This is a genomic window from uncultured Stenotrophomonas sp. (assembly GCF_913778665.1).
Lineage (GTDB): Bacteria > Pseudomonadota > Gammaproteobacteria > Xanthomonadales > Xanthomonadaceae > Stenotrophomonas.
In genome coordinates this window covers 405,612-431,236 of the sequence record NZ_CAJYVQ010000011.1, presented here as the reverse complement: position 1 = coordinate 431,236, position 25,625 = coordinate 405,612, and the positions used below count along the sequence as shown (strand labels likewise).

At 67.0% G+C, this 25,625-nt stretch carries 16 protein-coding genes; 14 read left to right on the top strand and 2 right to left on the bottom strand.

Annotation, left to right across the window (positions count from 1 at the left end):
• Nucleotides 1–11: 11 nt before the first annotated feature.
• The 3 genes from tssM to QZ853_RS17230 are packed head-to-tail and all read left to right on the top strand — an operon-like array spanning nucleotide 12 to nucleotide 5,484.
• Complete coding sequence (tssM, locus tag QZ853_RS17240; protein ID WP_295575796.1) at nucleotides 12–3,722, top strand: type VI secretion system membrane subunit TssM; 3,711 nt, start codon at nucleotides 12–14, stop codon at nucleotides 3,720–3,722.
• Complete coding sequence (gene tagF, locus QZ853_RS17235; protein WP_295575790.1) at nucleotides 3,719–4,702, top strand: type VI secretion system-associated protein TagF; 984 nt, start codon at nucleotides 3,719–3,721, stop codon at nucleotides 4,700–4,702. The genes tssM and tagF overlap by 4 nt, the downstream gene beginning before the upstream one ends.
• Before the next feature lie 2 nt (nucleotides 4,703–4,704).
• Entirely contained in the window at nucleotides 4,705–5,484 is a 780-nt protein-coding gene (locus QZ853_RS17230) for an OmpA family protein (RefSeq protein ID WP_295575785.1), read from the top strand.
• A 52-nt stretch (nucleotides 5,485–5,536) separates the two neighbouring features.
• Here QZ853_RS17230 and tssA read toward each other — a convergent pair whose 3' ends face one another.
• Nucleotides 5,537–6,598 carry a type VI secretion system protein TssA gene (gene tssA / locus QZ853_RS17225; protein ID WP_295575782.1) on the bottom strand — a complete coding sequence of 354 codons (1,062 nt, stop codon included), beginning with the start codon at nucleotides 6,596–6,598 and terminating at the stop codon, nucleotides 5,537–5,539.
• 234 nt (nucleotides 6,599–6,832) lie between these two features.
• Here tssA and QZ853_RS17220 point away from each other — a divergent pair, with 234 nt between their 5' ends.
• The 10 genes from QZ853_RS17220 to QZ853_RS17175 all read left to right on the top strand — a co-directional run bounded on the left by QZ853_RS17220 (nucleotide 6,833) and on the right by QZ853_RS17175 (nucleotide 22,042).
• The gene (locus QZ853_RS17220; RefSeq protein ID WP_295575778.1) at nucleotides 6,833–9,595 is read left to right on the top strand and encodes a type VI secretion system Vgr family protein; all 2,763 of its coding nucleotides are present in this window, start codon (nucleotides 6,833–6,835) and stop codon (nucleotides 9,593–9,595) included.
• Nucleotides 9,596–9,648: 53 nt separating this feature from the next.
• Nucleotides 9,649–10,263, top strand: a complete 615-nt coding sequence (locus QZ853_RS17215) for a hypothetical protein (protein WP_295575776.1) — start codon at nucleotides 9,649–9,651, stop codon at nucleotides 10,261–10,263.
• 21 nt (nucleotides 10,264–10,284) lie between these two features.
• Entirely contained in the window at nucleotides 10,285–13,896 is a 3,612-nt protein-coding gene (locus QZ853_RS17210) for a M23 family metallopeptidase (protein WP_295575772.1), read from the top strand.
• A 194-nt stretch (nucleotides 13,897–14,090) separates the two neighbouring features.
• Nucleotides 14,091–14,498 carry a hypothetical protein gene (locus QZ853_RS17205; protein WP_345777914.1) on the top strand — a complete coding sequence of 136 codons (408 nt, stop codon included), beginning with the start codon at nucleotides 14,091–14,093 and terminating at the stop codon, nucleotides 14,496–14,498.
• Nucleotides 14,499–14,624: 126 nt separating this feature from the next.
• A complete protein-coding gene (locus QZ853_RS17200) occupies nucleotides 14,625–15,242 on the top strand; it encodes a decarboxylase (RefSeq protein ID WP_295575769.1) in 618 nt (205 codons plus the stop codon).
• Between the two features lie 122 nt (nucleotides 15,243–15,364).
• On the top strand, nucleotides 15,365–18,139 hold the full coding sequence (locus QZ853_RS17195; protein WP_295575765.1) for a type VI secretion system Vgr family protein: 2,775 nt from the start codon (nucleotides 15,365–15,367) through the stop codon (nucleotides 18,137–18,139).
• A gap of 2 nt (nucleotides 18,140–18,141) precedes the next feature.
• Nucleotides 18,142–19,005, top strand: a complete 864-nt coding sequence (locus tag QZ853_RS17190) for a DUF4123 domain-containing protein (RefSeq protein WP_295575762.1) — start codon at nucleotides 18,142–18,144, stop codon at nucleotides 19,003–19,005.
• Nucleotides 19,006–19,024: 19 nt separating this feature from the next.
• Nucleotides 19,025–19,522, top strand: coding sequence for a hypothetical protein (locus QZ853_RS17185; RefSeq protein WP_295575759.1), 498 nt, complete (start codon nucleotides 19,025–19,027; stop codon nucleotides 19,520–19,522).
• On the top strand, nucleotides 19,509–21,206 hold the full coding sequence (locus QZ853_RS17180; protein WP_295575756.1) for a DUF2235 domain-containing protein: 1,698 nt from the start codon (nucleotides 19,509–19,511) through the stop codon (nucleotides 21,204–21,206). Before QZ853_RS17185 ends, QZ853_RS17180 begins: the two co-directional genes overlap by 14 nt.
• Nucleotides 21,207–21,262: 56 nt before the next feature.
• Nucleotides 21,263–22,042 carry a CDP-diacylglycerol diphosphatase gene (locus QZ853_RS17175; protein WP_295575753.1) on the top strand — a complete coding sequence of 260 codons (780 nt, stop codon included), beginning with the start codon at nucleotides 21,263–21,265 and terminating at the stop codon, nucleotides 22,040–22,042.
• Here the strand turns inward: QZ853_RS17175 and QZ853_RS17170 are convergent.
• Entirely contained in the window at nucleotides 22,039–22,638 is a 600-nt protein-coding gene (locus QZ853_RS17170) for a GNAT family protein (RefSeq protein WP_295575751.1), read from the bottom strand. The two genes, QZ853_RS17175 and QZ853_RS17170, sit on opposite strands and share 4 nt — an antisense overlap.
• A gap of 217 nt (nucleotides 22,639–22,855) precedes the next feature.
• Between QZ853_RS17170 and QZ853_RS17165 the strand changes: the two genes are divergently transcribed.
• Nucleotides 22,856–25,582 carry a TonB-dependent receptor gene (locus tag QZ853_RS17165; protein ID WP_295575749.1) on the top strand — a complete coding sequence of 909 codons (2,727 nt, stop codon included), beginning with the start codon at nucleotides 22,856–22,858 and terminating at the stop codon, nucleotides 25,580–25,582.
• Nucleotides 25,583–25,625 lie beyond the last annotated feature (43 nt).

The window sequence follows — 25,625 nt, the reverse complement described above, 5'->3', positions numbered from 1 at the left end:
TGGATCCCTGCATGAGTTTGAGCAATTTCAGCTACTACCTGCGCGATTACCGCCTGTGGATGGTGATCGGCCTGGTCGGTGCCGCTGCGCTGGCCCACTACGGTGAGGCAGAGGCGCGGCAGATCGGCATCTGGGTGGCCGTTGTGCTGGCCGGCCTGCTGGTGCTGGCGCTGCTGGTCTGGATCATCAAGCGGATCCTGGCCCGGCGCGCGGCCAAGCGCGTGGAAGCGATGGTCAAGGACGAGGCGGACAAGGCGGTGGCCGGGGCGCAGCCGGCGCAGCGTGCCGACACCGAGGCGCTGCGCTCGCGGATGATGGATGCAGTCAAGCAGATCAAGTCGTCGCGGATGGGCGTGCTGAAGGGCAATGCCGCGCTCTATGAACTGCCGTGGTACGTGATCATCGGCAACCCGGCGGCGGGCAAGAGCACCGCGATCCTCAATTCCGGGCTGCAGTTCCCGTTCGAGGACAACCGCGGCAACGTGGTGCAGGGCATCGGCGGCACCCGCAACTGCGACTGGTACTTCACCACCAACGGCATCGTGCTCGACACCGCAGGCCGCTACTCGGTCAGCGTCGAGGACCGCATGGAGTGGCTGACCTTCCTCGGCCTGCTGAAGAAGAACCGCCCGCGTGCACCGATCAACGGCGTGATCATCGCCGCCAGCCTGGCCGAACTGTCCGGCAGCAAGCCGGAATTCGCCATCGAGCTGGCCAAGAACCTGCGCCAGCGCGTGCAGGAGATAACCGAGCGCCTGGAAGTGTTCGCGCCGGTGTATGTGCTGTTCACCAAGGCCGACCTGATCGCCGGTTTCAGCGAGTTCTTCCGCAACCTCGACCCGGGCGAGCGCGAGCATGTGTGGGGTGCCACGCTGCCGTTCGACGTGCAGCAGCAGGGTGACGCACTGGCCGCGTTCGACAGCCATTTCGATGAGCTGGCCGAAGGCATCAAGGAAATGAGCCTGACCCACATGGCGATGCAGCGCGGGCGCGAAGTGTCGCCGGGGCTGCTGTCGCTGCCGCTGGAGTTCGTCGGCATCAAGCCGGCGCTGCGCACCTTCATCGCCACCCTGTTCGAAGACAACCCCTACCAGTTCAAGCCGGTGTTCCGTGGCTTCTACTTCTCCAGCGCGCTGCAGGAAGGGCGCTCGGTGCATCACGCCTCCGAGCGCGTCGGCCGCCAGTTCAACCTGGAACGCGGCTCGAACGTGGACGAGGCACCGACCGGGCATACCGCGTTCTTCCTGAAGGACCTGTTCCGCAAGGTGATCTTCGCCGACAAGGAACTGGTGCGGCAGTACTCCAGCCCGCACCAGAACCGCCTGCGCTATGGCGTTTTCCTTGGCGCGGTCGGCGTGCTGGCGCTGGCGCTGGGCCTGTGGACGTGGTCCTACACCACCAACGCGCAGCTGGTGGCCAATGCCACCAAGGATCTGGACCAGGCCGTGCGCGTGCAGAAGGACCGCATGGACCTGAAATCACGCATCGATGCGTTGCTGCTGCTTCAGGACCGCATGGAACAGCTGGACCGCTATGGCCAGGACGGTGGCATCACGACCCGGCTGGGCCTGTACCAGGGTACGGCGATCCGCGAGAAGCTGCTGCGCGAGTACAACCACGGCATGCAGCAGGTGATGCTGGCGCCGACCGTGGCCAACCTGGAGAACTACCTGGGCCAGGTGGTGGCCGAGCGTGACAAGCTGGGCCAGGGCAACAGTGCTGCCGCCGAGAGCGAAGTGCTGTACCAGAATGCCTCGCCGACCAGCACCAACGACGCCTACAACGCGCTCAAGACCTACCTGATGCTGGGCAACCCCAAGTACGTGGAGGGCGCGCACCTGTCGCAGCAGCTGACGCTGTTCTGGCGGACCTGGCTGGAGGCCAACCGTGGCCAGATGAGCCGCGAGGAAATGGTCCGCGCTGCCGAGAAGCTGATGACCTTCTACGTGGCGCAGGCCGGCGCTCCGAGCTGGCCGCAGGTGCAGAACAAGGTGACCCTGGTCTCCGACACGCGCCAGGCACTGGGCCAGGTGATGAAGGGGCAGCCGGCGATGGAGCGCGTGTATGCGCAGATCAAGGCGCGCGCCGGTGCCCGCTTTGGCACGACCACGGTCGACAACCTGGTCGGCGTGGAGCGCAACGGGCGCATGATCAATGGCAGCTACGCGATCTCCGGCGCGTTCTCGCGCAAGGCGTGGGAAGACTACGTGCAGGACGCGATCAAGGAAGCGGCCAACACCCAGCTCAGCACCACCGACTGGGTGCTGGGCACCACCGAGCAGAGCGATCTGTCGCTGGCCGGCAGCCCGGAGCATGTCTCGCGCGAGCTGGTCAACCTGTACAAGAACGACTACGCGCGCGAGTGGAGCAAGTTCGTGCAGGGCCTGAGCGTGGCCGAGTTCAGCACGTTCGATGAAGCCGTGGCACGCATCAACAAGCTGGGCGATGCCAGCAATTCGCCGCTGCGCATCCTGCTGGAGCGTATCAACGAAGAGACGGTGTGGGACAACCCGCCGGCACTGGCGCGCTCGAGCAAGGCACGCAAGGGCTTCGTGGCCTGGTTCCAGCGCACCATCCTGCGCAAGGACCCGGCGGCGACGGCCGCAGCGCAGGGCGTTGGCCCGATCGGCAAGGCCTTTGAAGGCATTGCCCGACTGACCACCGAGCGCGGTGACCAGCCGGCCGTCATCACGGCCTACTTCGAAACGCTGGCCAAGCTGCGCGCGCGCCTGAACGCGATCAAGAGCCAGGGCGAGATCGGCGTGGGCACCCGCAAGCTGATGCAGGACACCTTCAGCAATGAAGGCTCCGAGCTGAGCGTGGGCCTGGCGCTGGTCGACGAGCAGGTGCTGACCGGGCTGGACGAGAAGCAGCGCGAGGCCCTGCGTCCACTACTGCTGCGCCCGCTGACCCAGACCTTCAGTGCGCTGATTCCGCCCACCGAGGAGGAGGTCAACAAGACCTGGAAGGCGCAGGTCTACGACCCGTTCAAGGCGCGCATCGGCCAGCAGTATCCGTTCAACCTGAACTCCGACGTTGATGCCGCACCGAGTGACATCGCCGGCATCTTCGGCGCCAGCGGCAGCATCGCCGCCTTCAACAAGGAGGCACTGGGCACGCTGGTCATCCAGCGCGGTCCGCTGCTGGAGACCCGTCGCTGGGCCGGGCAGGGCGTGAACCTGTCGGCTGACCTGGTCGCCAACTACGGCAACTGGGTGAGCGGCTCGGCAGCCGGTGCGGCGCAGGACACCACGATCTTCGAGATCCTGCCGGCGCCGGCGGCCGGTGCCCTGGAATACACCATCGAGATTGATGGCCAGGTGCTGCGTTATCGCAATACGCCGCCGCAATGGACGACCATGCAGTACCCGAATGTGGGCCAGGTGCCCGGTGTGAAGATCACCGCCGTGACTGGCGACGGTCGCACCGTGGAGGTGTTCAGTGCGCCCGGCTCCAATGGCTTCAATCGCCTGATGGCCGAGGGTGAGTACGAGCGCCTGGATGATTCCAGCCGCATCACCTGGAATGGCAATGGCGTCGGGGTGACCGTGGAGATGCGTATCGTGCGCCGCGCCGGCGGGGGCGGAGGCGAAGGTGGTGGTGACTGGCAGCGCGGGCTGCAGCTGCCTGAGCGTGTGGCCGGTGGAACGCCGGTTACGCCGGTCGCGCCGGCGACAGGCACGACGGCTGCACCGGCACCGGCGGCAGGAGGTGCACGATGAGCCGGGTGGTCAGTGCAGGCGTGTCGTACTTCGGCAAGGTGCCCTCACGCGGAGATTTCGTCCGCGCCGCCGACAACCACCAGTTGCTGGGCTGGCTCGATCGCTGGGCCGGCGAGAGCCTGGAGTTGCTGAGCCAGAGTCCGGACTGGAAGCAGCGTTACGACGAAGCGCCGGAGATCCACTACGCCTTCCTCGGCTCACGCAGCAAGATGGTGCTGTGCGGCCACTTCCTGGCCAGCCGTGATGCGTCCGAACGACGCTTCCCGCTGCTGTCGGCGCTGCGCCTGGATGCACCGGAACCGCTGACGTTCATTGGCCGCAGCCCGTTGGCCATGTCCAACGCCTGGTCGGGCCTGGCCCGGCTGGCGCGCCAGGCCTACCAGGCCGGCGACGCGGCGCAGGCGCTGGCCCAGCTGGCCGACGCGCGCTTCACCATCAGCACCGACCCGGGCGATTACAACGGCAGCTTCCAGGACTTCCTGGAAAGCACCACGGTGGCCGACCTCGAACAGCGCCTGCGCGATTCCGGGCATGGCGACGTGGCGCTGCGTCAGGTGCTGCCGGCATTGGGCCTGCTGCTGCAGCCGGTGCTCGGCGGCGGCGACGTCAACATCGACAAGGCGCTGGTGTTCCCGCTGGTGCGAGATCCGGCCTACCGGCCGTTGGTGGCGGCGTTCTGGCTCGACCTGCTGTCCAGCTTCGTCGCCCGCGGTGATTTCGAACTGGCGGTGCTGATCCGCAACGATGCCGCGCCGAGCATGATCGTCGGCTTCAACGGCGCCGATCGTCAGGTGTTGCGTGCGGTGCTGGACCCGGCCGAAGCCGGTGACTTCCTGATCCGCATCCAGCACTCGGAGTGGGTGGACGACTACCTGCGCGGCGACTACAACCTCAACCGCTTCGGCAGCTTCCTCGACCGTGACGACCTGGCGCTGGCCACCGCACGCAAGCTGTTCGGCGAGACTTTCCTGGGAACCTGACGATGCGCCTGTGCAATCCTTTCCATCTCATGTGGCCGCTGCTGCTGGCGGCCGCACCGCTTGCCGCGCAGAATGGGCCGGCTGCGGCCGCCGGTGAACGGCCGGTGGTCATCGAAGGCGTGGTGCCCGATCAGGCCACCAAGGCCAAGCTGCTCAACAATCTGCGCGCGGTGTACGGCGCCGAGCGCGTGGTTGACCGCATCCAGGTGGAAACCATCGCGACGCCACCGAACTGGGGAGACTATGTCGCGGGCATGATCAATCCGGGCTTGAAGCGGGTGTCACCGGGCAAGCTGGAGGTGAATGGCCAGGCCGTGCGCATCACGGGTGAGGTGGGCAACGAGGCGCTGCGCCAGCAGGTTGCCAGTGACCTCAGTCTGGCCAGCAACACCAGTTATACGGTCACCAATGCACTGAAGGTCGGCTCGCAGCAGAACGTGCTGGACCAGACCCTGGCCAACCGCATCATCGAGTTCCAGAGTGGCAGCGCACGCCTGACGCCCTTCGGCATGAGCATCCTCGACGAGATGGTGGCCAAGATGGCGCAGATGCCGGACAGCCGCTTCCTGGTCATCGGCCATACCGACAATGTGGGCCAGCGCGAATCCAACCTGACGCTGAGCCATGCGCGCGCGTTGGCGGTCAAGAACTACATGATGTCCAAGGGCATCCCGGGCAGTCACATGGACGTGCTGGGCAAGGGGCCTGACGAGCCGGTGGCGGACAATACCAGCGACGAGGGCCGCGCGCGCAACCGTCGTATCGAGTTCAAGATCCAGTAGGTGCAAGGGAGAGCGGGCCGGGCCCGCTCTCCCTGCTGAAGCGACAGCCGGTTCAATCTTCCGGATTGACGTCCAGCATTTCTTCCATCTGCTCCAGCGTGCTGTTGTCCTTGATGACCCGCTTGAGCCAGACATGCAGCGGCATCTCGCCCCAGCGTGCCGCCTTCTCGGCCAGATAGGCCACCGGGCTGTGCGGCTCGGTGCGACGGAAGAACTCGGCGACCTGGCGCAGTTGCTGCAGTGCTTCCTTGCGCGAGCCCGGAGCACCGGCCGGCCCACGCGGGGCGGCGCTGACCGGCGCCGGGTCGAATGCCGGGGCATCCGCGGCGAAGTCAGTGCCGCTGAACGTGTCCTCTGCCGGCCCGGTCTCGCCATCGAGCAGCACGCCCGCCTCGCGCGCGAAGCGCAGCACGGTGCGCTGCAGGTGTTCCAGCTGCTCTCGCACCGCACTGAAACTCGGGCCATCCAGGCCGAGCCGGTTGTCGACCGCAGCCTGCAGTTCGGCCAGGGCCTGGCTGCACTCGGGCAGGTCATCGGCCAGTTGCCGGTAGAACCCGTGCTGGGTATCGCGACGGGCTGCATTGAGCATCTCCAGTCCTGGCCGACCGTCATCTTCCTCGCCACTGGCCGCGCGGGCATGGGCGTGTTCGAAATCGGCCAGGCTGAAGCGGCCCTGCGGTGCGACGATGATCGGCACCGAACGCAACCATTGCAGTGAATTGGTCAGCAGCCAGCTCAGGTTGCCGATGCGTTCCTCGAAGTCGCCATCCGGCGCCTGCGGGTGAACCTCGTCCCAGTAGCGGTCACACAGGCCGGCAGTGACCCGGTAGCCGCTGGCCAGGCCCTGGAACCCGTCCAGCTGGGTGGCCGCTTCGGTGAGCCAGCCGGCGACGCGCAGGTCCTTGGTGCGTGACTGCAGCAGGTCGTTGGATTCGCGCAGCACGCTGGTCCAATCGGCATACTTGATGTCGGTCTGCCACGCACCCTGGTCCAGGGTGGGGTCGTCGGCACGACGGTTTTCGATGATCCGATCAAACTCCGCCGAGAACGACAGGTCTTCACCGGTCGGGGCGTGGTCCGAAATCGGGGCCAGCAGGGCTTCCTGATCCAGCATGGCAGGTCTCGTTGGGGACTGCGGTCGATTCTAGCGGTTGAATGTGAACGCGGTTGCGGGAAGTGAGAAAGTCGCCAAGACTGAATGCGCCATTCCGCCAATTATGTGACGGAGAGCGCAGTTCATCGCCACATTCTGCGCCGTGATTTTGACGAACACCACAATCTGGTAGATTCAAAGGCTGGAAACCGGCGCCGTACAGACTCGATCTGGCGCCTTCACTCTGGAAATGGCATGGATCAGCTGAATTACCTGATGACGCAGGCCGCCGGTCTTGGCGATGCCCAGCGTCTCTATCGTCTGCAGTCCGAGGCATTCACGGCATGCACCGTGGAGCGCTGGCGTGGGCGCGACGCGCTGGGCGAAGATGCGTGGACCGAGGTCGATGTACTCACCACCGACGCTGGTATTGAACTGGCATCGTTGCCGGCCACGCGCGCGACCTTGATCACGCAGCTTGCCGACGGCGGGCAATGGCAACGCAGTGGCCTGGTTGCCGATGCCGCCAGGCTCGGAGGCGATGGCGGGCTGGTGCGCTACCGGCTGCGGCTGGTGTCGTGGACCTGGTGGTTGCAGCATGCGCGCCACAGCCGCGTTTTCCAGGAACAGGGCCTTCGTGCCATCGTCGATGCGGTCCTCGCTGGACACGGCGACATCGCACGCTGGCGTTGGGCCGAGGGCGTCGATGCCTTCCTGGGCGCGCGCGTACGCAGTTACTGCGTGCAGTACCGCGAGAGTGACGCTGATTTCCTGCAGCGGCTGCTGGCCGAAGAGGGGTTGGGCTGGCGGCTGTACGCCGACGAGGAAGCGCCCTGCGGCAACGGCATGGAGATCTTTGCCGACAGTGTCGCGCTGCCGGAAGATGCCACCAGTGCCGGCACCGGCGTGCGCTTCCATCGCAGCGATGCCACCGAAGCCAGTGACAGCGTGCAGGCCATCGGCCTGTGCCGGCGTCTGGCCAGCACGACGGTCAGCCTGCAGAGTGATGATTACCGTCAGGTGCGTGCGCTGGCGGGCCAGTCGCCGATGGACGGCGGTGGCAGTGCGTCGGCGCGCGAAGATTTCGATGCCGTGGGCGCCTATGCCTTCAGTGACAGTGCTGCCGCGTCGCGCCAGGCCCGGCTGCTGGCACAGGCGCGCGAAGCGCACAGCCGCCGCTGGCAGGGGCACGGTACGGTGCGTGGCCTGCACTCGGGCAACTGGCTGCGACTGCAGCAGGCTCCCGGCACGACGCCGCCCGAGCTGCTGCTGGTGGCCGTCGACCATGCGGGCATCAACAACCTGCCCACCGACCTGCGGCGCAGTCTCGAGGATGCGCTGGGTGTTGCACCCGGCGTGTCCGAGGACGCAGCACTGTGGCAACAGGCGGACGCGGTCGGCTACGGCAATCGCTTCGACGCGGTGCCGCGCGCCACGCCCTGGCGCCCGCTGCTGGTGGATGGCACCGGTGCGCGGCTCAATCCCCGCCCGACCGTGCCCGGCTATCAGACCGCGGTGGTGGTGGCCGGCCAGGGCAGCACCGGCAAGGACCTGCATGCCGACAGTCACGGCCGCGTGCGCGTGCGTTTTCATTTCCAGAACGGGCAGGGCGATGGTGCCCATGACAGCGCGTGGCTGCGTGTAGCGCAGCGCTATGCGGGCCCGGGTGTCGGCAGTCAGTTCCTGCCGCGCATCGGCCAGGAAGTGCTGGTGGGCTTCCTCGATGCGGATATCGATCGGCCGCTGGTGCTGGGCGCGCTGTACAACGGCCGCGGCGAAGCCGGCGTGGCCCCCACCACCGCCGGTGCCAATGGAGAGAGCGACCTGTCGGCCTATGGCCAGGCCGGTGATGCGCGCAACAGTGCGCAGGCCAATCTCAGTGGTGGCCAGGCGCCGGCGTGGCACGCGGCCGGTGCCGGTGACCAGGCCCATCGCCACGGCGGCGCGCTCTGGGGCATCCGCTCGCGCGAGTGGGACGGCGGTGACGGCAGCAACCATCTGTTGTTCGACGATTCCAACCAACAGCTGCGTGCGCAGCTGGCCAGCAGCCAGCAGGCATCGCAGCTGACGCTGGGGCACCTGCGGCACCAGGCCGACAACTACGTCGGCAGCCTGCGTGGTACCGGCTTCGAGCTGCGCAGCGATGCATGGGGCGCAGTGCGTGCGCCGGCAGGCGCATGGTTCTCGGCCTATGGCCGCCGTCCGACGGCGCCTGCGGGTGAAGCAGTGCAGCCTTCCGCGCTGCTGGCGCAGCTGCAGACGCTGGGCGAGCGTTTCACCCAGGCCGCGCGCAAGCACGTGACCAGCCCGCTGGCGATGCAGGAGGGGGCGGGGGCGAAGCAGCGCTCGGTCCTGATGACCGGCCAGTCGCCGCTGCCAGGCATCCTCAAGAGCGTGCGCACCACCTTGACCGGCGAAGGCTTCGATGCGGCGACCGAGCAGGCCCGCGAGCGCGACGCCTCGCCCGGTGACAAACGCGTGCCGCACAGCGGGGATCCCTTGCTGGGCGTGGCCGCGCCCGAGGGTGTGGTGCACGTCGCCGGGCAAACGCTGCAGTGGTCCAGTGGCGAGGGCGTGCTGCTGTCCAGTGGCAGCCATAGCGACCTGGCCGTGATGGGGCAGGCGCGGCTTCATGCATCGCAGGCGCTGGGCATGCTGGCCGCGGCCAGTTCCGGTGCGGGTGCGGGCGGTCCCACGCTGGTTGCGGTGGCAGGCACCGGTGTGGTGGACGTGCAGGCGCAGGCCGATGCCATCCATGTGCAGGCCCGGCAACCGCTGCGTGCGAGCAGCGCGCAGGGGGTGGTTGAAGTCGAGGCAGGGAAGGTTGTGCACATCGCCACCAGCGGTGGTGCCAGCATCACCGTTGAGGGCGGCAACATCACCTTCGCGTGCCCGGGTGTCATCACCGTCCATGCCGGAACAAAGTCGTTCCTGGGTCCGGCGCAGTTCAAGACCGAGCTGCCGAACTGGAGCCAGAGCGACACCTCCAGCTGGAGGTTGACCGGATTCTCGGGGTGATGGAAACGCATGCCCCGGATCCATACCGGGGTTCTTCGAAAAGGCACGGAACCATGAATCAGAGCAAGCCCGTCAATCGTCACGCGTCCGGTGTGCTGCGCCCGATCCTTCTGCTCAGCCTGCTGTTGCCGCTGGCGGCGTGCGGACAGGCAACACCCCAGGATGCCGAACAGCCCGCCGCTGCCCGCTCCGCGCAGGCTGCGGTGGACGCGCAGATCGCCGCCGACGCGCATGCCGCGCAGGGCGAGCCGCCGCTGGCGGGCGATCCGGACAGCACTGCAACGCTCTTTGACGGACTGCTCGATTGCCAGCCGAAGGGCTGGTATCTCAATGCCGAATCAGGCCGCCCCGCCAATCCCTACCTGGCCCGCCACACACCGGAGCCGTGCGAGCGCGATGAGGAATTCGGCATTGCCTACTTCTGCGTCAATGCTGATTTCCATGGCCTGCCGGTGTCCAGAGTGGTTGCCCACCTCGGAACCGCGCCCACCCCGATCGGCATCCTGATCGATCTGCCGCTGGATCAGGCACGCATACATGCGCGCAGGTCGCTGGGGTCTGATTTTCCCGATGATGCACGCAGCCAGCGCGGCGAAAGGCCGAAGCTCGTTCCGCAGGGTGACAACGCGCAGAAATCGCAATTGATATGCACGCCCGATTGGGCTTGATCAAGGATAGAGAACAGCACGATGCCGACGTATAACCCTGGCCCGCCGTTCCGGGTAAGCAGCAACTGGTCGCAGGCCCGCAAACATCCAACGCTGGGCACGGTGAAGCGCCACGAAGGACAGGACTGGGCCGCGCCCGCGGGCACGCCGATTCCGGCGGCGGCCGACGGCCATGTGGTCTACACCGGTTGGATGAACGGGTACGGCAACACGATTGCCATCGAGCACATGATCCGCGGCCAGGTGGTGCATACGATGTATGCGCACATGTCGGCTGCGTCGCCGCTGAAGGTGAAGGACAAGGTCAAGAAGGGCGATCCGCTCGGGCCGGTGGGGATGACAGGCGGGGTGAGTTCGGGCAATCACCTGCATTTCGAGGTGCATCCGTTCGCCGAGTCCGGGAAGCTGGTGCTGCACAAGACGGTTGATCCGGCGACCTTCGATTTCCCCGATGGCGAGGCCGTCTCCGGCGCGTTCGGGTATCCGTTCCTGCTCAAGGACGGCGAGCAGGCGCGCAGCCTGGCGGCGTACATGCATGCCATGCGCGGTGCCGAAGACGGGTTCTATCCGGTCGGCGGCAACAGTCTTTGGCACGGCGGCATTCATTTCGGCGATGGAACCGCGAACGAGCTGGCGCAGGGCCCGACACAGCTGGGCGAGAAGAGTGGCGTGCGCTGCATCGCCGATGGCGAGGTGGTGGCCTACAAACTTGACTCCACCTATCCGGCGGTGCAGTTCCGCGAGAACCAGCTCAAGGCGCTGTACTCCACCGGTTTCACGCTGGTAAGGCATACCCTGGTGCTGCCTGAAAGCACCCAGCTGAAGGCCTGCCAGCCTGAAAGCGAGACGGCCGACCTTGAAGAGCAGACCCGCTCCGCGCAGATGCGCTCGGCGATCGCGGTGAAGATGCAGGCCGAGGACAAGAAGGCTGCCGCGGACGCCAAGGAGGCGCAGAAAGCGGCGGCAGCCGAGGCGGCCAAGGACAAGAAGAAGGGCATAAAAACCGAAGTGCCCAAGGTCGAAGCGACGCCCGAACGGACAGAAAGCAAGCCGGAAACCCTGGTCCTGTTCAGTCTCTATATGCACCTGATGGATTGGCGTGGCTATCGGCAGGACGAGAAGATTCCGCGTGCGAAGTACTGGAAAGGCGACAGCACCTACCGTGTAACCGCCTCTGCCGCCGAAGACACGCAGAAGGTGCCACCTCCGCCCCCGCCGCCGCCGCAGGAAGCGCCGGCGGTCGATCCCTTCGCGCTGCCACGCTCTCCGTTTTCCAGCGACCGCGGCTTCGGCCTGGGCCAGTCGCCGCTGGGTGGCGGCTGGGGCCAGGCTCCGGTCGGCGATCAGGCCAGCATCGGGCAGCGCGGTTTCGGTCTGGAAGCCGCTGCGGAGCAGGCGACGCCACAGCGGGTGCCGTACGGCAGCTTGCCGACACCGGGTGCCTCGGTTGCCACGACGGCCCCTGAGGCTGCCAGCGCGACGGCGGCGAGCACACCCGTGGCACCCGTCATCAAGGGGCGCAAAGGCCTGAACATCCGCTCCGAACCGAATGGAAAGCTGCTGGGCATGCTGGCGCAGGGTGCCCGCGTACGCTTCACCGAAACAAAGGCGGTGGGCAAGGGCGTCTGGGGCCACATCGGTGAGCTGCTGGAAGGCGAGATCATCGCCGCTGAAGCCGTTGATGGGCAGGTCAAGCCCGGAGCCGAAACCGGCTGGGTCTATCTATCGCGCATGGAAGCGGTGTTCGACAAGGCCGACCCGGTGGATCAGGTGGTGGTGCTGGACAAGCCGTTCCCGGTGAAGGCCGGCGACATCATCGGACAGATCGGCGAATACCAGACGTTTGCGGTAGCGCGCGCCTCGCCGTCGCCGGGAATGCGCAGCATGCTGCACCTGGAAATGTTCAGCGGCGGCGATGTGCCCGGCTTCATCGGGCGCAGCCGTGCGTATGCGGCCACCCGGCCCGAGAACGAGCGCAACATGCTGGTGCTGGAGGTCGGGGTGAAGCTGGTCACGCCGGCGGCCAGCGACGCCACGCTCGCGGCGGGTTCGATGGTCGTGGTGGCTGCTGACAGCCCGAAGGGACCGTGGGCGAAAGTGCACAAGTGCGTCGTCCGCCAGGCCTCACGCAAGGCGTTGGGAAAATTCAACGAGAAGACCCGGCGCTATGCCGGAGGCGAGCAGTTCACCGGGTGGTACATCAGCGGCAAGGGCGAGCGCACCCAGGATGCCAAGACGGGCGCAAGCTGGCCTGATCGCGAGGTGCTGGTTCAGCTTGCCGACGAGCTGTGGGCCGAGCGTGCGCGCCTGGCCACGGCGCCGGCGGGAACCGCATTGCCGGCCGATGTCCCGGCATGGAATGCCTATCCCCTGCGGATCGACAACCTGACCACCGCGCCGAGCAGGCTGGCCCGTGTGATGGCGCGTGTCGAGCTGGATGCGCTGGAAAGCAAGTCGGTGGCAACCGACAGCAAGGGCGTCCGTTGGTGGTGGGTTTCCACCGACCAGGCGAGCGGCTGGGTCTGCCAGAAGGACCACCCGTTGACGCGATGGGAGTCTCCGTGGGCGTGGCCCTGCTTTGAATATGTCGAGGAAGGGCAGCTGACGCCGATGGACCTGATGGCGTGGAAGCTGTTCCAGATGGCGCGCTCGCAGCCTGCCGAAAAGGCCGATCACAAGATGCGCGCCGACCGCGTAAGGGGCAGCTCGCTGCATCGCAAGATCTACCAGTTGCTGGACGCCAACAACGATGGCGACCTGAGTCCGGCAGAACTGAAACAGGCGCAGCAGAATCCATTGCTGGCCCGCTACCTGCAGCGGCTGATCGCGCGCTACGAAAGCGAGTGGGGCGGCGGCATGCAGAAGTGGGACGAACTGGACGCCATGATGCTGCGTGCGCAGGGCAATGAATGGGCTGGCGAGAAGGTCCGCATCCGCAACCTGCAATGGTGGGATGCGCTCAAGGGCGTGAAGGACTTCCCGACCTCGCTGGAGGTGTTCCATTTCCACCCGCTGGCGATGATCAGCAACTTCATGGGGCTGGGCATCAAGGTCAGTGGCGGCGACTTCATCCGCCGGCTGGGCGACATCATTGCCCACGGTGAGGGTGGCTACGAGTCGTACAACACCGGTACCAAGAATGTACCGGGTGACAAGGTCGGTTTCAGCTTCGTGCATGCCCCGGCGGGCACGGTGACCGGCAAGACCATCGATCAGATCCTCGCGACCGATGCGCTGGACGGCACCGATCGCAACCGCATGTTCGCCACCGGCAAATACCAGACCATCATCAAGACACTGCGTGCGGCCAAGGAGGCGATGGGCCTGACCGGTGCGGAAAAATATGATGCGGAGCTGCAGGAGCGGGTGTTCGCCGAGTACCTGCTCGGCAAGGCGGGCGGTGGCGCGCTGGCGAACTTCGTGCGCAATGGCACCGGCAGCGTCGACGATGCACAGTACGCGGCCGCCAAGGAGTGGGCATCGATTGCGGCACCCAAGGGTTACAAGACCAAGAAGGACAACGTGTCCGACGGCAACCTGTCCTACCATGAGGGTGCGGCCAACAGTGCCAACGCCGGTTCGACACGTGGACTGAGGGAACTACTGATGGAAATTGCGGAGAGTCGGAAGTGACGCGTGTGAAGATTGCCAGGAGCGTACTTGTGGCCGCCTGCTCGGGGGTCCTTTGCCTGTCCGTAGCCTGTACCGGGTCCGGCGCGTCCAGCGCGGCACCCGCGCCGGCTGCACCGGCCTCCGACACGGCACCCGAAGCTGCACCCGCACCGGCACCTGCTGCGACCCACAACGCGCCCTACGCAGGCGTTGTGATGAGCTATCCGCACTCCGGCTGCTCATACGAATACAGCCCGGTGGACTTCTGTGATGCGCAGCATCGCGCGCAGATCGACCAGGCCATCCTTACCCAGGCGCCGAACTTCAACCGGCATTACATCCTGGCCCAGCTGGATGAGCGCAAGGAGTATTTCCAGCGCTCCATCGTCCTTATCGACAGTCGCGACGGTACCGTGTATCCGTTGCCCATCGATGCGTTCTCGGGCCCGCTGGTGGGCAAGGACGGCGCGCGCACCTATGGCACGGTGGAGACATCCGCTGCGCGTGATACGTTCTGCGTGAGCGGCGCACTGCTCGTCTACCGGGCATTCGAAGAGGGGCGTTTCTGCTTCGGATTCGACGGTGTCAGGTTCACCGGCCACACGACGCAGTACATGCAGTAGCCGCAGCGTTCAGGCGCGATCGATGGACCCGGCTGAACGAGCCGGGCTGCTCGACGTGGCGACCGCTCCATCTTCATGGCATCCTCACGAAACTGATTGGCCTGACGCCATCGATGGATGAACGAGATGCAGAACTGGATCGGACGCGCCACCTGTGGGCTGGCGTTGGCTCTCTGCCTGGCCGCACCGCTGGCACAGGCCGCCGAACCGGCCTTTGGCGGCTGGCGCAACCTGGGCTCCCGCGATGGTGCCGAGCCCGCCTTGCGCGACGTCCCGTTCGCACTGCTGCCGACGCCGGTGGCGCGCGATGCGCGTTTCTCGATCTACGACCGCGAGAGCAAGCGGCTGGTGTGCTGCCTGCAGGTGGCCAGCGCCGAACTGGATGACACGGCGCTGCGCAAGGTCTATCAGTTGCCCGAGCAGTGGGTGACCGACCTGCGCAACGGCCGCAGCACGGCCCGCCCCTGGCCGACGCGGGTGTACGAGATGCGCCGCGTCGGCGAACTGGTCGACTATGGGTTCAGCGATGCGCCGGAGGCCTACAGCGATCTGGGAGGCCTGCTGCTGCCTGCCGACGCACGCCTGCTGCCCGATGGCAGCGTGCAGGCCGGGGCAACTTATCGCCTGCAGTTCCGCAGTACGCCGCTGGGCGATGACAGCAGTGCGCTGGACCGCTTCACCCTGCAACAAGTACAGGGCACGGGCAAGCCGGTGATCGTCGAAGTGTCCTACGGAACCTATTGATCCGGAACGTTAATCCGGTGTGACGGCGGTCGCGTGCGCTGCCGTTTTCCATCTGCTACCGTCAGCCTACAGGGGAAGGACCTGCCTGCCGCATCGCGGAGGGCAGCAACGGTAGGAACGCCATGGAAGCGATTCGCAACCTCATGGTGCAGGCGGCAGCGCTTGATGCCGGCAGCCGCCTGTATCGGTTGGATCTACCCGGCATGCCGGCGGTCGTGGTCGACCAGTGGCACGGGCGTGATGCCCTGTCGCAGGGGCGGCATCTGCAGATCGATGTTCTCGCGCTGGACGCCACGTTGCCATTGGCTGACTGGCTGGGGCAGCCCGCCTGCCTGCATGTGCGACTGGCCGATGGCCAGGATTGGCCGCGTCACGGCGTGATCGCCGATGCGCAGTGCGTGGGCGCTGACGGCGGGTTGGCGCGCTATCGCGTCACGCTGCGTGACTGGACCTGGTGGCTCGACCAGGCCCGCTGCAGCCGCGTGTTCCAGGAACAGAGCGTGCGGGAGATCGTGGACGCGGTGTTCCAGAGGCATTCGCAGCATGCGCATTGGCGCTGGAGCGATGAGGTCGACGGGATGCTGGCCGCATCCCGGCCGCGCAGCTATTGCGTGCAGTACCGCGAGACCGATCTGGCCTTCGTGCAGCGCTTGCTGGCCGAAGAAGGGCTGGGCTGGTGCGTGCAGGAGACCGGAGAGGCAACGGCCGGGCACAGCGTGCTGCTGTTCGCCGATTCGACGCTGCTTCCCGAGTCCGCAGAGTCGCAGGCGGGCGGCGGAATCCGCTTCCATCGCGCCGATGCCAGCGAACATTGCGATGGCGTGCAGCAGCTCGGGCAACATCGCCGGCTGCACAGTACACGCGTGCAGTTGCACAGCAGCGATTACCGCAGCGTCCGGTCGTTGATGGGGCAGCTGCCGGTGCAGGGCGGTGGCGAAGCGCCGCGCGAGGACTACGATGCCACCGGCGCGTACGCGTTCGCCGACGCCGACGCATTGCAGCATCACGCCCACCTGGTCGCCGAGGCGATGGAGGCGCAGGCGTTGCAATGGCAAGGCCGGGGCAGCGTGCGCAGCGCCGATGCCGGCCAGGCCTGGGTGTTGACCGGTCTGCCGGGCGAGCTGCCGGCGGAATTGTTGCTGGTCAGCATCGAGCATGTCGGCGTCAACACTCTGCCGGTCGACCTGCGCCAGGCGATGGCCGCGCTCGAAACCCTCCACGCCGCCGACGACACACTACAGGCCGAGGCGCGAGCGCACGGCTACAGCAACCTGTTCACCGCGCTCGCACGCGATCGGCGCTGGCGGCCGGTGCTGGAGGATGGCACCGGTGTACGGCGCAATCCGCGGCCTTTGGCGCCCGGTTATCAGACCGCGATCGTGGTGGCCGGTCAGGGCGCCGGCAGTGACGAGCTGCATGCCGACACACTCGGACGGATACGCGTGCGTTTCCATTTCCAGCAAGCGGCGGAAGGCGCGGACAGCGCCTGGTTGCGGGTGGCGCAGCGCTACGCCGGGCCAGGGGTGGGCAGCCAGTTCCTGCCGCGCATCGGCCAGGAGGTGCTGGTCGGCTTCCTGGAAGGGGACATCGATCGCCCGGTGGTGCTGGGTGCGCTGTACAACGGGCGCGGCGAAGCCGGTGTGGCGCCGAGCCCGGCAGGCGTCAGTACCGAATCGGATACCACCGCATATGCGCAGGCCCGCGATGGCGCCGGCAGTGCCCAGGCCAACCTCGGCGGCGGCCAGGCGCCGGCGTGGCACGCGGCCGCCGGTGGCGAACAGGCGCATCGGCATGCCGGTGCGTTGTGGGGCGTGCAGTCGCGCGAATGGCAGGGCGAAGGCTGGAACCGTCTGCAGTTCGACGACAGCGATCAGCAGCTGCGGGCGCAGCTGGCCAGCAGCCAGCAAGGCTCGGCGTTGAGCCTGGGGCACCTGCGGCACCAGGCCGACAACCATCGTGGAAGCCTGCGCGGCACCGGTTTTGAACTGCGCAGCGACGCGTGGGGCAGTGTGCGCGGGCAACGCGGGCTGTGGCTGGATGCGTATGCGCACCGCGACCATGAGCCGGCCGGTGCCGCACCGCAATCGGCGGCATTGCTGAAACAGCTGGCGGCGCTGGCGCAACGCCAGGCTGCGGCGGCGCACAGCCATCTGACGGTGCAGCCGGCATCGCATCTGGGCGTGCAGTCGCCTCAGCGCTCGTCACTCGACGGCGCGCGCGCGCCGTTGCCGGTGCTGTTGGCCAGCGTAGGCAGCACGGTGCCCGGCGCGGCGCTGCAGGAGGCCGCAGGTGCGGCCCCGCAGCGCAGCAGCGACGCCGCCGACGGCCGCGTACCGCATACCGGTGACGCGCTGCTGGGCCTGTCCGCGCCGGCAGGGGCGGTGATCGTAGCGGGGCAGGGCCTGCACTGGACGCCGGGCGAAACGCTGGTGCTGGGCAGTGGGCAGCACAGCGATGCGACGGTGATGGGACAGGCGCGCTGGCATGGCCGGCAGGCGATCGGTGTGCTGGCCGCGAGCATGGCCGGCGTCGATACCCGGCTGCCGACGCTGACACTGGCCAGCGCGACGCAGGTGCTGGACATCAAGGCGCAGCAGGATCAGGTCGGCGTGCAGGCCCGGCAATCGCTGCACGCCGCCAGTGCACAGGCGGCCATCGAGATCGGGGCCGGCCGCACCGTCCAGGTGGCGACCGCAGCCGGTGCCAGCATCACCATCAGCGACGGCAACATCGTTTTCAATGCGCCGGGGCGGATCACCGTGCACGCCGGGCGCAAGTCGTTCCTGCCCGGTGGCGGCGGTCGCTACCCGCTGCCGATGTTCCCCCAGTCGGTGTGCAAGGAGTGCCTGTTGCTGGCGGCACAGCGGGCCGCACCGTTGACGCCGAAGGGAGGTTGAGCGTGCGCCAGGACTGGCAGTTTCCTCCACTTGTGCTGCCGCCACTGGACGCGGACGCGCAGCGTTTCGTGCTGCTGGATGGCGCGCAGTGCGAGCAGCCGCTGCAGCTGCTGCGCGCGCTGCCGTGGACGCCGCTGCGGCTGTTTGACGGCCTGCTGGCCGACGGCACCGATGATGCCAGCGTGTTCCTGGCGCGGCTGCCGGCCGGCATCGACATCGACCGCTTCCTGCAGCGCGCCGCCGCGCAGGCACGTTCGCCGGGTCTGCTCAGCGTGATCGAGACGACGCTGGGCGCCGAGGCGCTGCTGCAGCGCCTGCAGCGGCGGCTGGACGCGAGCTTCCCCAACGGCAAGGAGTTCCTGGCGCGCTTCTTCGATGCACGCGTATTGCCGTGGTGGGTGCAGGTACTGGACGAAACCCAGTGCCGCGCTTTCCTGTCGCTGGGAGAGCGTTGGTGGTACCTGCGCCACGATCTGCGCTGGGCGCAGCTGGAACTGCAGGACAGCGTGCAGGATCCGCATGATGCGCCCTGGGTGCTGGAGGCCGCGCAGCGCCGCGCGCTGATCGACGCCAGCTATCCCTACACGTTGATCGACCACTTCCAGCTGACCGACCCGGAACTGTTGGCACGGCTGCCACGCGAGCGCTGGTACACCGTGTTGCGGCGCGCGGTGGCGACGGCCGCCACGGCCGGTATCGAAGACAGCCGCCGCGTGGTGATGGTGGCCACCTGGACGCTGTTGGCCGGTGTGGATCTTGGCGAGGACCCGGCCTGGCGGCAGCGACTGCAGGATTTCGCCAGCGGGCGGCGCAGTGCGGCCGATATCGGTGACGAAGTCTGGCCCTTGGAAGAAAGCTGGGATTGAACGGAGCGAGACCGCGATGATGAGCAACAAGTACCTGTGGTGGAGCGCGCTGGCGGTGATCGCGCTGCTGGTGATGGGCGTTGGCTGCAGCCGGGCGATGGCGCGCGGCAAGACGCCGATCATGTCGCTGTTCGCGTTCAACTACAGCCCGTACTACCTGGCCGATGTGCGGGTCGATGGGCAGTTTCTGGGAGGGGTGAGCGGTTACACCAACGGCGGCTCCGGGATGGGGCCGCGCGCGCCGCGCGGCAAGGGGCCGGACAGCGTGCGGGTGCGCTGGATCGAGGCCAACCGCTACGATCTGGCCACCAACCGCTACCTGAGCGAGGGGCACCGCGTGCCGCGCGAAGCGGTGGTGCCGCTGAAGACGCCGTACCCGCCCAACCCGGCCACGCTGCTGCTGCATTTCTATACCGACGGCCATGTCGAGGCCGAGCTGCTGGACAAGGGCGTGAACAAATGGGACGTGCGACGCATGCCGGTGCCGAAGGAGCACAAGGACCATGACCAGTACTGATCCGACCGCGATTCCGGGCCAGGTGGATCTCGAACCCGGTACCCCTGATCCGATCGCGCAGGCCGAGGGCACGGCGCGCACCGCGCGGCTGGCCCGTGGCACGCGTCCGTTGAGCGATGCCGAGCGTCGCCGTCGCCAGGAAGCGATGTGCCGCACGGTGCCCGACAAGGAAGCAGCCACCACCGGTTGTACCCAGAGCCTGCACCTGAGCGTGTTCTTCGACGGTACCGGCAACAATCGCGATGAAGAGCTGGCCAAGGGGGAGGACGAGCGCGCTCTGTCGAACATCGCCCGGCTGTTCATTTCGCACAAGGACGATACGCGGAACATCAAGCGCCAGTATCTGGCCGGCGTCGGTACGCCCTGCCCGGAAGTGGGGGACAGCGGCGGCCTGCTCGGTTTGTCGATCGGCAAGGGTGGGCGCGAGCGCATCGACTTCGCGCTGCAGGCACTGGATGAGTTGATCGACAGCCAGCCCGAGCCGATGCGTATCCTGGTGGTCAGCGTGTCGGTGCTGGGCTTCTCGCGCGGCGCGGCATCGGCACGCGCGTTCGCCCGCGACCTGGCCGCGCGCTGCCGGCGCCAGGCCGATGGCACCTGGCTGTACCGCGAACGCATCCCGCTGCGGATCGGCTTCATGGGCGTGTTCGATACGGTGTGCTCGGTGTGGCCCAGCCTGGCGGCTGCGGCGGTGAACTACCGCAACGGACACACCGGCTGGGCCGAAGGCATGGCGGTTCCGGAAATCGTGGAGCAGTCGGTGCACATGACCGCTGCCCATGAGCTGCGCGGCCAGTTCCCGCTGGATTCGACGCGGGAACACGCGGTTTACCCGGCCAATACGGTGGAAATCTGGTTCCCGGGTGTGCACTCGGATGTGGGCGGCGGCTATGACCCGCAACACCAGGGGCGCCAGAACAGCATTGCGCGCTTTGCCCTCAACGAGATGTACGACATGGCGCAGGCCGGTGGCGTGCTGCTCCATCCGGTGAGTGAACTGGAGCCGTTCCTGAAGGCCGAGTTCGACAAGCAGGACCCGGAGCTGCAGGCCGTGTTCAACGCCTACCTGCAGGCGGTGCGGGTCAAGCGCGGGCGGATGGAGGATGTGCAGGCATCGCACATGGAGCTGCTGTACCGCTGGCTGCGGGTACGCGTGGCGCGCGGTGACAGACTGCCGTCGATGCAGCGGCTCGCGGCCCGCGAAGAAGCACTGCGCGAGCAGGTGCGGACCCTGCGCCGGCGCCAGTCGCAGCTGCCGTCGCCGTGGGGCAACGACAACCTGCATCTGGCCGACCAGGGCAATGCGGACAAGACGGCCGAATGGAATCGGGTTTCCGACGAACTGAAGGCGCGCGGCGATGAGCTTTCGGCGGTGAGCAAGCAACGCCGGGGCCTGGAGAAGGAAAACGATACGATGCTGGGCAAGATCGTCAGCCTGCGCCGCCGCCGCGAGCGTGGCGCGACGCTGACGATGGCCGAGCGGGTGACCCTGGAGTCGTGGGACAACACCACGCTGTTGCCGCCGGAGGTGGAGGCCTTCTTCGACGGCTACGGTCACGACTCGGTGGCGCACTGGTTCATCGGCAACCTGAGCCAGTGGCGGGTGCTTTACTTCGGCGCCACCAAGTATACGCCGGGCAAGGTGGAGGAGAAGGCCGAAGCCGCCGAGGCGGTGCCTGGTTGAGAGGGCGGGCTACACTACGCGCCGCGGCCGTTGGCCGAGCCATTGATGTGAATGCCGTGCCCCGTCTGCCGTTGCTGTTGTCCCTGTCCTTTTCAGTGCTGGCGGGCTGTGCCAGTGCGCCACCGCCACCGGCGCATTCCGACGCGCTGTGGCGGCTGATCGAACGCGACTGCCGTGGCGCCGAGGGACCTCGCGGTGACTGCCTGCGGGTGGAAAGCGCGGCGGACCGGCGCGATGTGCTGGTCAAGGACGCGCATGGCAATTACCAGTTCCTGCTGATGCCGCTGGACAAGGTCAGTGGGATCGAGAACCGCCGCCTGTACCAGCGCGGCGCGCCGAACTACTTCGCCGCGGCCTGGCAGGCGCGCCGCCATACCGAACAGGCACTGGGCCGGCCGCTGCCGCGTGCGGTGGCCAGCCTGGCGCTGAACTCGCCGCACGGCCGGTCCCAGCACCAGCTGCATATCCATGTCGACTGCCTGCGCGCGGATGTGCTGCAGGCCCTGGACGCCCACAGCGATGCGCTTGGCACGCAGTGGGCGCCGCTGCCGGTGCCGCTGCGTGGGCACGCCTACCAGACGCGGTTGCTGCCCGGGGCGGAGCTGACCGCCAATCCGCTCAATCTGCTGGCCTACGGCCTCAGCGGGGTGGACGATGTCGGCCAGTGGAGCCTGGTGGTGGCCGGTCGCGACAATGTGCAGGGTGCCCCGGGCTTCATCCTGCTCGCTACCCGTGTGGATGCAGGCAGCGGCAACGAGGCCAGCGGCGAAGAGCTGCAGGACCATGCCTGCGCGGTGCTGACCGGCGCAGGTGATGCGCTGGAGCGGGTACGCTAGCCGATCCGCTGTTGGCCGTTGCGCCACGCGGGGGCAGTGAGCGCCAGCAACTGACGGTCGTGCCATCCCTCCACATCCAGGTGGTAATCGCGCAGGATGCCTTCATGGGTAAAGCCCTGGCGCTGCAGGGCCTGGGCGAAGGGCGTGGTGCAGCCCGGCGGCAGCAGTACAAAGATGCGGTGCAGGCCAACATTGTCGAACAGGAACGGGCACAGTGCCTGCAGGGCCTGCTGCGGATAGACGTGCTGGTGGTGCAGCGACTGCAGTTCGGCACAGCGCGAGTGCAGTGATTGCAGGCGCACATGCAGCTGGTCGATCAGGGCGCCCTGCGCATCGTCGAACACGCCCAGTACCAGCTTGTCGTTGTCCTGCTCCAGCCGGGAGCGATGGATGCTGGCAAGGAACCGCGCTTCCTCGTCAATGCCGGGATGACGCTGCTGGGTGCGTTGGCGGCGGTCGTCGAAGACGCGCCAGCGCGGCAAATCGTTGCGCTGGAAGGAGCGCAGGGTGACCGGTGCGGCCGCCAGATGCAGCAGATGTCGGCGCAGGACCGGACGCAACGGGTTGAGGTGGGTGTGGCAGGTCGTGTCGTTCATCCCGGCACGATGCGAGTCGTCGGCGCGCGGAACCATTCAATTCGTTGCAAAAGCGTGCGGGCGGGGCAGGGAACGACTGATTCGGTTCAGGCATAAGCCCATCAGGGCTGATCATTTCCGTTGAAACCATCCGTTCAGGACACTTTCGTTACGGGATCGTTATGCGCCGCACAGGTCGCTGGCCCCGTACCACCCGCCCAACTCCCCCAGGAAGCCCATGTCCGCCTCTTTCCAGGCGCTGCGCCCGCGTCCGCTGGTGCTCGCGCTGTCGTCCCTGATGCTGGTCTCGCTGCCGGCCTTCGCGCAGGAAAGCGCACCCACGTCACTGCAGGAAGTAAAGGTCACCGGCTCGCGCATACCGCGCGCCAGCATCGAGGGACCGTCGCCGGTGACGGTGATCAGCCGTGAACAGATCGATGCGCAGGGCTATCGCAATGCCTTCGATGCGTTGAGCGCGCTGACCGAGAACACCGGCAACGTGCAGGGCGAGGACTTCGGCAATACCTTCACGCCGGCCGCCAACACCATCAACCTGCGCGGCCTCGGCCCGAATCGCACGCTGGTGCTGGTCAATGGCCGCCGCCAGGCCGACTACCCGCTGGCCTACGAAGGTTCGGTCAACGTGGTCAACCTGGCCAACATCCCAAGTGCGCTGATCGAGCGGATCGAGGTGCTGGCCGCGGGTGCATCGGCGGTGTATGGCTCCGACGCCATCGCTGGCGTGGTCAACATCATCCTCAAGGACCGCTTCGACGGCGTCGACGTCAACGTGCGTGCAGGCGGTACCCAGCAGGGCGGAGGCGACAATCAGCGCGTGCAGGTGGTCGGTGGCAGTTCTGGCGAACGCTGGGAGGCCCTGTTCGGCTTCGAGTTCGACGTGCGCAAGGCGATCCACGCGCGCCAGCGCGACTTCATGGATTCGCTGGATGATGATCCCAGCGGCAAGGCGCCGCAGGCGACGGCGATCGCCTACCGGCGCAATGCCGCCACCGGGCGCAACATCGACCCGGGCGTGAGCGGATGCGATGCTGCGGCGGACATCTATGGCGGCAGCGTGTTCCGCGCCAACAACCCGCGCCAGGGCTGGTACTGCGGCAGCAACGAAGCGGCGGCGAGCTACTGGACCGTACAGACCCAGAAGCGCAACCTCAACGGGTATGGCCTGGCGACCTTCCATCTGGACGAGCACACCGACCTGTTCGCCGACGTCGCCGTGGGCAGTGCGCGCATCACCAACAACACCCGTGCCCCGACCTGGACCTCGGCGCGCAACTACTTCTATAACCAGACCACCGGCAACCTGGAAAGCTGGTACCGCCGCTTCGCGCCGGAGGAAATCGGCGGCCTACCGCGCAATGCCAACCGCTTCCTGGAAAATTCGTGGTCGTTCAACGTCGGTGCACGCGGCCAGATCGGCGACAGCGGCTGGGATTACGAAGCGGTCTACAGCCGTTCCCGCTATGAAAACCGCACCCGTCGCCCGGTGCTGCTGGCCGGCATCAACGAGTACCTGCTCGGCCCGAAGCTGGGCGTGCGCTACGGCGTGGAGGTCTATGCGCCTGACCCGGCGCGCCTGTTCCAGCCGCTGACGCCGAACGAGTACGAAGGCCTGACCGGGTACCAGGAAAGCCACAATGCGGCATGGCTGCAGACCTTCAGCGCCAGCATCAACGGCCGCCTGTTTGCGCTGCCCGGCGGCGACGCCGCGCTGGCGGCGGTGATCGAGTCCGGCAGCCAGGGTTACCGCAACCGCCCGGACCCGCGCCTGGGCACCGGCGAGTTCTGGAACACCAGCGCCGGGATCGGTGCGGGTGGTGACCGCGATCGCTACGCGGCGGGCGTTGAACTTCAGCTGCCGTTGCTGCAGTCGTTGACCACCACCCTGGCCGGTCGCTACGACCAGTATCGAGCCGGCGGCGAACACATCGGCAAGGCGACCTGGAGTGTCGGCGTCGAGTTCCGGCCGATCGAGAGCCTGCTGATCCGCGGCTCCGCGGCGACCAGCTTCCGCGCACCGGACATGAACTACGTGTTCGCCACCGAGACCCGCGGCTACAACCCGGGCATGACCGACTACTGGCGCTGCCGCACCGCTGGCCAGGCGTACGCCAACTGCGACTACAGCGGCCTGTCGATCGACTACAGCAACCGTGCCAATCCGCAGCTGCAACCGGAAAGTGCCAAATCCTACGGCTTCGGCGTGGTCTGGTCACCGCTGGCCGGGCTGGATTTCAGTGCTGACTACTACGACATCCGCATCGACAACGAGGTCACCAGCCTCGACACCAGCCGCATCCTGCGTGATGAGGCCGACTGCCGGCTGGGCCGTACCCTCGGCGGCGAAGCGCGCGAAATCGGTTCGCCGCTGTGCCAGGACGCGCTGTCGCGGGTGATCCGCAATCCGTCCAATGCCACGGTGCAGCCGGACCAGGTGACCCGCGTGCTGATCAACCCGATCAACGCGGCATCCGAATCGGTGCGCGGCCTGGACCTGAAGGGCAACTGGCGTTTCGATGCCGGCCGCTATGGCCGCTTCACCACCCGCCTGGCCTACACCGTGGTGCTGGAGCACACTTACAAGCAGTTCTCCGACGACCCCGAGCGCGACATCCGCAACTCGCTGGATGACTACCAGTGGCGCAGCAAGGCCAACGGCAGCATCACCTGGAACCAGGGCGACTGGACCACCACCCTGTACGGCAATCGTTTCGGCTCGCTGCCGAAGACCGATGGCAGTGGCCGCATCGCGCCGTACATGACGTACAACGCGAGCGTGTTCCGTCAGTTCGGCGAGAACCTGTCGGTGGGCGTGATCGTCAACAACCTGCGTGACAGCCGCCCGCCGGCGGACAGGAATGGCGGCGGCTGGCCGTTCTATCCGGTCGGCAACTACGACCCGTATGGTCGCCAGTACTGGCTGCAGCTGGACTACCGGTTCCGCTGATCCGGCTGGCAAACAGAAGGGCCGGCAATGCCGGGCCTTCTGC

Excerpts from the sequence above, each read along its gene's own strand:
- tssM (WP_295575796.1), top strand. The coding sequence starts at position 12 with ATGAGTTTGAGCAATTTCAGCTACTACCTGCGCGATTACCGCCTGTGG.
- tagF (WP_295575790.1), top strand. The coding sequence starts at position 3,719 with ATGAGCCGGGTGGTCAGTGCAGGCGTGTCGTACTTCGGCAAGGTGCCC.
- QZ853_RS17230 (WP_295575785.1), top strand. The coding sequence starts at position 4,705 with ATGCGCCTGTGCAATCCTTTCCATCTCATGTGGCCGCTGCTGCTGGCG.
- tssA (WP_295575782.1), bottom strand. The coding sequence starts at position 6,598 with ATGCTGGATCAGGAAGCCCTGCTGGCCCCGATTTCGGACCACGCCCCG.
- QZ853_RS17220 (WP_295575778.1), top strand. The coding sequence starts at position 6,833 with ATGGATCAGCTGAATTACCTGATGACGCAGGCCGCCGGTCTTGGCGAT.
- QZ853_RS17215 (WP_295575776.1), top strand. The coding sequence starts at position 9,649 with ATGAATCAGAGCAAGCCCGTCAATCGTCACGCGTCCGGTGTGCTGCGC.
- QZ853_RS17210 (WP_295575772.1), top strand. The coding sequence starts at position 10,285 with ATGCCGACGTATAACCCTGGCCCGCCGTTCCGGGTAAGCAGCAACTGG.
- QZ853_RS17205 (WP_345777914.1), top strand. The coding sequence starts at position 14,091 with ATGAGCTATCCGCACTCCGGCTGCTCATACGAATACAGCCCGGTGGAC.
- QZ853_RS17200 (WP_295575769.1), top strand. The coding sequence starts at position 14,625 with ATGCAGAACTGGATCGGACGCGCCACCTGTGGGCTGGCGTTGGCTCTC.
- QZ853_RS17195 (WP_295575765.1), top strand. The coding sequence starts at position 15,365 with ATGGAAGCGATTCGCAACCTCATGGTGCAGGCGGCAGCGCTTGATGCC.
- QZ853_RS17185 (WP_295575759.1), top strand. The coding sequence starts at position 19,025 with ATGAGCAACAAGTACCTGTGGTGGAGCGCGCTGGCGGTGATCGCGCTG.
- QZ853_RS17180 (WP_295575756.1), top strand. The coding sequence starts at position 19,509 with ATGACCAGTACTGATCCGACCGCGATTCCGGGCCAGGTGGATCTCGAA.
- QZ853_RS17170 (WP_295575751.1), bottom strand. The coding sequence starts at position 22,638 with ATGAACGACACGACCTGCCACACCCACCTCAACCCGTTGCGTCCGGTC.
- QZ853_RS17165 (WP_295575749.1), top strand. The coding sequence starts at position 22,856 with ATGTCCGCCTCTTTCCAGGCGCTGCGCCCGCGTCCGCTGGTGCTCGCG.